The sequence below is a fragment of the Nocardiopsis sp. TNDT3 genome (assembly GCF_003427465.1).
Lineage (GTDB): Bacteria > Actinomycetota > Actinomycetes > Streptosporangiales > Streptosporangiaceae > Nocardiopsis > Nocardiopsis dassonvillei.
In genome coordinates, this window is the sequence record NZ_QPFC01000889.1 from 1 (window position 1) to 7,174 (window position 7,174).

The following is a 7,174-nucleotide window of genomic DNA, read 5'->3' on the forward strand; positions in this document are numbered from 1 at the left end:
GCTCCCGACGCGCTTTCCCCCCTCTTACGCACATCCCCTTGCAGAAAGAGACCCCCACGTGTTGCTGAGTGCCACCGCGAACGGCCAGGAGGCCGCGGACGCGGCCTTCCTGACCGTCGGCGTCGCCCTTGCCGTCGGCGTCGTCGTCCTCATCGCCCTGCTCCTGATGGTCACCCGCCTGTTCCGCAAGGTCGAGCAGGGCAAGGCGCTGATCATCTCCAAGGTCCGCGACGTCCACGTCACCTTCACGGGCGCGATCGTCCTGCCGGTCCTGCACAAGGCCGAGATCATGGACATCTCGCTCAAGACGCTGACCGTGGACCGGCGCGGCCGTGAGGGCCTGACCTGCAAGGACAACATCCGCGCGGACATCAAGGTGTACTTCTACGTCCGGGTCAACGAGACCGCGGAGGACGTCAAGAAGGTCGCCAAGTCCATCGGCACCGAGCGCGCCAGCCATCAGGACACGCTCCAGGAGCTGTTCAACTCCAAGTTCTCCGAGGGCCTCAAGACCGTCGGCAAGCAGTTCGACTTCGAGGAGCTGTTCACGCACCGCGAGCAGTTCCGTCAGGCGATCATCTCCCTGATCGGCACCGACCTCAACGGCTACAGCCTGGAGGACGTGGCCATCGACGAGCTGGAGCAGACCCCGCTGCACCAGCACGACGCCAACAACATCCTCGACGCGCAGGGCATCTCCAAGATCACCGAGCGCACCGCGATCGAGCACAAGCGCACCAACGAGTTCGAGAACGACCGCCGCAAGGAACTCGACCGGCAGAACACCGAGACCGCCGAGACCCTCGCCGAGCTGGAGAAGCGCCGCGAGGAGGCCGCCGCCAAGGCCAAGCGCGAGATCGAGATCATCCGCGCCCGCGAGGAGGCCGAGACCGCCCGCGTGCAGGCCGAGGAGCGCCTCAAGGCCGAGACGGCCAACATCCGCACCTCCGAGGCCCTGGGCGTGCAGCACCAGAACCAGCAGCGCGAGATCGCGGTGGCCGAGAAGAACCGCGAGCGCGTCATCGCCATCGAGAGCGAGCGCATCGAGAAGGACCGCCTCCTGGAGGTCATCGGGCGCGAGCGCGAGACCGAGCTGAGCCGCATCGCCAAGGACAAGGAGGTCGAGGCCGAGAAGCGCGAGGTCGCCGACGTCGTCCGCGAGCGGATCGCCGTGGACCGCACCGTGGCCGAGCAGGAGGAGGCCATCAAGCGCCTGCGCGCGGTCGAGGAGGCCGAGCGCACCCGCCAGGCCGTCATCATCCAGGCCGAGGCCGAGGCCCAGGAGAACCTGGTCAAGGACATCAAGGCCGCCGAGGCCGCGGAGGCCGCCGCCAAGCACCGGGCCGCCGAGGAGCTCACCCTGGCCGAGGCCCGCCAGCAGGCCGCCGAACTGGACACCCGCGCCAAGATCCGCCTCGCCGAGGGGATCCAGGCCGAGGCCGCCGCCACCGGCCTGGCCGAGGTGCAGGTCCGCCAGCAGGACGCCGAGGCCATCGAGAAGGTCGGCCGCGCCGAGGCCGCCGTGGCCAGCGAGAAGGCCCGCGTCGAGGCCGAGGCCGTGGAGCAGAAGCTGCGCGCCGAGGCCGCCGGTCTCACCGACAAGGCCGAGGCCATGGCCGCCCTGGACCAGGTCAGCCGCGAGCACGAGGAGTACCGCCTGCGCCTGGAGGCCGAGAAGGAGATCCGCCTGGCCGGGATCAACGTGCAGCGCGAGGTCGCCGAGGCCCAGGCCACCGTGCTGGCCACCGGCCTGGAGAACGCCGACATCAACATCGTCGGCGGCGACGGCGCCTTCTTCGACCGCATGGTGGGCTCCATCGGCCTGGGCAAGGCCGTGGACGGCTTCGTCGGCAACTCCAAGACCGTGCAGGCGCTGGGCGGCAACTGGCTCAACGGCGAGGGCGACTTCGCCGCGGACATGCGCAGGGTGATGGAGTCGGTGTCCACCGAGGACGTCAAGAACCTCACCGTCTCCGCGCTGCTGCTCAAGCTGATCGGCGCGGGCGGCCCGCAGGCCGACAAACTCGACGGCCTGCTCGGCACCGCCCGCTCGCTGGGCGTGGACCAGCTGCCCGCCTCCGCCCTCGCCAAGCAGTAGGGGAACCTTCGTGACAGAGGCCCTGCCCCAGGAGACCGAGGGGCCGGACGCCGGGGACGCGCGTGCGCTGGACGCGGGCACCTACGAGGTGCTCCGCGCCCGGCTGCGCGAGCAGACCGGCGAGCTGGCCCGGCGGACCGAGCGGCTCAACGCGCGACGGCTGGAGGTGTTCGGCGGCACCGAGCTGACCCTGCTCGGCACCGAGCGCGTGCGCACCGAGCACAACTGCGTGCCCCGGGACATCGTGAGCGTGGGGCGCCCGGCCGCGGACGGCGCCGACGGCGCCGTGATCCTGTTCGGCTACAACGTGTTCATCGGCATGCAGCGGGAGACCCACGTCCCCGACGTGTTCTCGCTGCACCGCTACGAGCGCGCCGACGACGGCTTCGCCTTCGCCGACGCCGACGGGGGCGCCGTCCCCGGGCTGCTCGACGACGAGCGGTTCCAGCAGGACTTCGGCCAGCTCTACCGGTACTACCGCGACGCGCGCCTGCTCCAGCTGCGCCGGGTCGAGGAGCGGCTGCTGGCCGTGTTCCAGACCGGCCCGCGCACCGAGGACGTGCGCGTGCTGCGGTGGTCGGTGTCGCCGACGGGCGAGATCGCCTACCTCGACGCGCGCGGCGAACGCGACCACGTGTTTCCGCCCGCGCACGACTTCGCGTGGGTGGAGGCCACGCGCGAGGACCACGTGGCGGGCCGCCACCCGCACATCTCGATCCTCGACGAGCTGTTCGTGGAGACGGTCGGCGGCGACCTCACCATCAAGGTCGAGAACAACACCGAGGTCGGCGAGGGCGTCTACAGCGAGCCCGTGGACGAGCCGTTGCAGAGCCTGGCCGACGCGTCGGTGCACCACGCGCGGGTGGGCCCGCTCATCCTGCTGCGCGTGCTGCCCTACAACGAGACCGAGTGGCGCCACCTGGTCTTCAACACGCGCACCAAGGAGGTCGAGCGCCTCGACGGCATCGGCCAGTCCTGCCAGCGCCTGCCCGACGACCAGGGACTGATCTTCCCCGGCGGCTACTACCTGGCCACCGGGGTGGCGCGGACCTTCGACACCGACGTCACCGACCTGGAGTTCGAGCGCGTGGTGCGCTCGCCCAACGGCGAGGACGTGCTCTACGTCTTCCACTCCCGCGCGGACGGCCGCAGTCTGCTGCTGCCCTACAACACCATCCGCAAGGAGGTCGCCACCCCGATCGTCTGCCACGGGTACTCCCTGTTCGACGACGGCACCATGACGGTGTTCCGCGACAACTCGGGCGAGCCGACCCGGGTGCACCCGATGCAGGTGTGGCAGACACCGTACGCGTCGGACGTGTACGCGGCGGCGCAGCCGGTGGGGACGGGCCCGCTGGAGCGGATCGGCAACGCCGAACTGGTGCGGGGCGTGTCCGAGTGCCTGTCGGTGGCGCGCATGGCCGAGGACATGCGGCCCTCCACCGAGGTGTTCGAGGCGCTCATGGCCGCCTGCCGCCGGGTGACGGACCGGTTCCACTGGCTGGGCGAGGAGGAGCTGGGCGACCTGGCGGCGCCCCTGTCGCAGGTGCGCGACACCGCCGCGCGGGTGCTGGAGGAGTTCGAGACCGTCCAGACCCTGACCCGGCAGGCCGCCGAGACCCTGGCCGAGGCGGAGGAGAAGGCGGCCTCGCTCATCCGCACCGCCCGCGGGGAGGCCCCGCGCACGGCGGAGGGCTGGGTGGCGCGGCTGACCGGGCTGCGCCGCGCCCAGGGGCAGGCGGCCACGCTGCGCGAGACGCGCTACGTGGACACCGACCGCCTGGAGGAGCTGGACGGCAGGCTCGCCGGGGAGATCGACGCCACCGGCCGCCGCACGGTGGCCTTCCTGGAGCGCGACGACGCCTTCGCCGGGTACCACGACGAGGTGGAGCGACTGGTCGCCGACGCCGAGGGCATCGGGGCGGTCAGCGCGGCGACGGCGGTCGGGGAGCGCATCGCCGAGCAGACCGAGGGCCTCCAGGTGGTCACCGAGGTCGTCGGCTCGCTGGACATCGGCGACGCCCAGGTGCGCACGCGCATCCTGGAGCGGGTCAGCGAGGTGATGGCCGGGATCAACCGGGCGCGCGCCACACTGGAGGCGCGGCGCGGCGAACTGCTCGCCCTGGAGGGGCGGGCGGAGTTCGCCGCCGAGTTCGCCCTGCTCGGGCAGGCGATCACGGGGGCGCTGGCCGCCGCCGACACCCCGGACCGGTGCGACGAGCAGCTGGGGCGGATCATGCTCCAGCTGGAGAACCTGGAGACGCGGTTCGCCGAGTTCGACGACTTCCTCGGGGAGCTGGCGGACAAGCGCGAGGACGTGTACGAGGCGTTCTCCACCCGCAAGCAGGGGCTGGTGGACGAGCGGGCGCGGCGGGCCGACCGCCTGGCGTCGTCGGCCGCCCGCGTGCTGGAGAGCGTTCAGCGGCGGGTCGCGGCGCTGGACACGCTGGAGGACGTCAACACCTACTTCGCGTCGGACGCGATGGTGGCGCGGCTGCGCCGCACCTCCGAGGAGCTGCGCGCGCTCGGCGAGACCGTGCGCGCGGAGGAGCTGGACGGGCAGATCCTGGCCGCCCGGCAGGAGGCTGGCCGGGCCCTGCGGGACCGCGCCGACCTGTTCGAGGGCGGCGCGGGCGGCGAGACGATCCGGCTGGGCAGGCACCGCTTCGCCGTGAACACCCAGCCGATCGACCTCACCCTCACCCCGCACGGCGGGGAGATGTCGGTGGCGATCACCGGCACCGACTTCCGCGCACCTGTCACCGACGAGGGGTTCGGGCGGACGCGGCACCTGTGGGACCGGGTGCTGGTGTCGGAGAGCCCGCAGGTGTACCGGGCCGAGTACCTGGCCGCGTCGGTCCTGGCCGCGGCCGAGGAGGGCTCGGAGGGCCTGACGCCGGAGCGGCTGGCCGAGGCCGACGCGGGGGAGCAGGACGGGTCGTCGCTGCCGGACCTGGTGCGCGGCTTCGCCGAGGCCCGCTACGACGAGGGGTACGAGCGGGGCGTGCACGACCACGACGCCGCGCGGATCCTGTCGGTGCTGCTGCGGCTGCGCGCGGGAGCCGGGCTGCTGCGGTACCCGGGCGCGACGCGTGCGGCGGCGCAGGTGTTCTGGGCCTTCGGCGCCGACGAGGAGCGGCGGACGGCGTGGCGGACCCGGGCCGGTTCGCTGGCGCGGGCCCGCGAGGTGTTCGGAGTGCGCGGGTCGGCGGCGGTCGACGCGCTGCGCGCGGAGCTGGCGGCGGCCGTGGACGGGTTCCTCACCGACACCGGGCTCCACCAGGAGGCCGACCTGGACCTGGTGGGCGAGTACCTGTTCGAGGAGATCGCGGCTGAGGGGCCCGGGGAGACGGGGTTCGTGACCGGCGCGGGCGCCCGTACGCTGCTGGACCGGTTCCACCGGGCCGTGGACAGCGCCCGGGAGAGCACGCGCAGGGCCTTCGAGGAGGACCTGCGCGCCCTCGACGCAGACCTGAACGCGCGCCACCAGCTGGTGGCGGCCTGGCTGGAGGCGTTCGCGACCACGCTGGAGGAGGTGGACCCGGGCGACCTGCCCGAGGCCGCCGCGATCGAGCTGACCGGCGGCGCCCTGGAGAGGTACGAGTCCTCGGCGGCCGTCGCGGAGGACGTGGACGGGCTGCTGGGGTCGCACCCGCGCGTGCGCGAGCGCTCCCTGGAACTGCGGCTGGACGAGTTCCTGCCGCGCACCCGCCGGTTCCGGCTGGAGGAGGTGCCCGCCTACCGGGACTTCCAGCGGCGCCGCAACGAGCTGGTGGCGGCCGAGCGCGAGCGGCTGCGGCTGGAGGAGTACCGGCCCAAGGTGATGAGCGGGTTCGTCCGCAACAGGCTGCTGGACGAGGCGTACCTGCCGTTGATCGGCGACAACCTGGCCAAGCAGCTGGGCGCGGCCGGGGACGACAAGCGCACCGACCAGAGCGGCCTGCTGCTGCTCATCTCCCCGCCCGGGTACGGCAAGACCACGCTCATGGAGTACGTGGCCAGCCGTCTGGGGCTGGTGTTCGTCAAGGTCAACGGGCCCGCGCTGGGGCACGCGGTGACCTCGCTGGACCCGGACGAGGCGCCGGACGCCACCTCCCGCCAGGAGGTCGAGAAGATCTCCTTCGCGCTGGAGATGGGCGCCAACACGATGCTGTACCTGGACGACATCCAGCACACCAACCCCGAGCTGCTCCAGAAGTTCATCTCGCTGTGCGACGGCCAGCGGCGCATGGAGGGGGTGTGGAACGGGCGGACCCGGACCTACGACCTGCGGGGCAAGCGCTTCGCGGTGTGCATGGCGGGCAACCCGTACACGGAGCAGGGCAAGCGGTTCCGGATCCCGGACATGCTGGCCAACCGCGCCGACGTGTACAACCTGGGCGACGTGCTGGCGGGCAGGGAGGAGCTGTTCGCGCTGAGCTACGTCGAGAACGCGCTCACCTCGAACCCGACCCTGGCCCCGCTGTCCACGCGGAGCAGGGAGGACGTGTACCGGTTCGTGCGGATGGCGCGGGGCGACGACTCGGTGGGCGCGGACCAGTTCGACCACCCCTACTCGGCGGTCGAGGTGGACCGGATCGTGTCGGTGCTGCGCAAGCTGCTGCGGGTGCAGGAGGTGGTGATGGCCAACAACGCCGCCTACATCGCCTCCGCGGCGCAGTCGGAGGAGGCGCGCACCGAGCCGCCGTTCCGGCTCCAGGGCTCGTACCGCAACATGAACCGGCTGGCGGAGAGGATCGTGCCGGTCATGAACGACGCCGAGGTGGAGGCCGTGATCGACGACCACTACCTGGGCGAGGCGCAGACCCTGACCTCGGGCGCGGAGGCCAACCTGCTCAAGCTCGCGGAGCTGCGCGGGGTCATGACCCCCGAGCAGGAGGCCCGGTGGACGGAGGTCAAGGAGGCCTTCCGGCGCGGCCGCGCGCTGGGCGGCGCCGAGGACGACCCGATGACCAGGGCCATCGGCGCGATGGGTCTGCTGGCCGACCGGGTGGGCGAGATCGGCACCGCGATCGGGCGGGGACGGGGCTCCGGGAGCTGACCGGATGACACGTGCGGGCCGCCACCCCCTACGGG

The 7,174-nt window shown here is 72.3% G+C and carries 2 protein-coding genes; both read left to right on the forward strand.

The features are described 5' to 3' along the window. Window positions 1–58: 58 nt before the first annotated feature. A complete protein-coding gene (locus DQW06_RS21150) occupies window positions 59–2,098 on the forward strand; it encodes a flotillin family protein (protein WP_013156446.1) in 2,040 nt (679 codons plus the stop codon). A 10-nt stretch (window positions 2,099–2,108) separates the two neighbouring features. Next, window positions 2,109–7,139 carry a DNA repair ATPase gene (locus DQW06_RS21155; protein WP_117199160.1) on the forward strand — a complete coding sequence of 1,677 codons (5,031 nt, stop codon included), beginning with the start codon at window positions 2,109–2,111 and terminating at the stop codon, window positions 7,137–7,139. The last annotated feature ends 35 nt before the right edge of the window (window positions 7,140–7,174 follow it).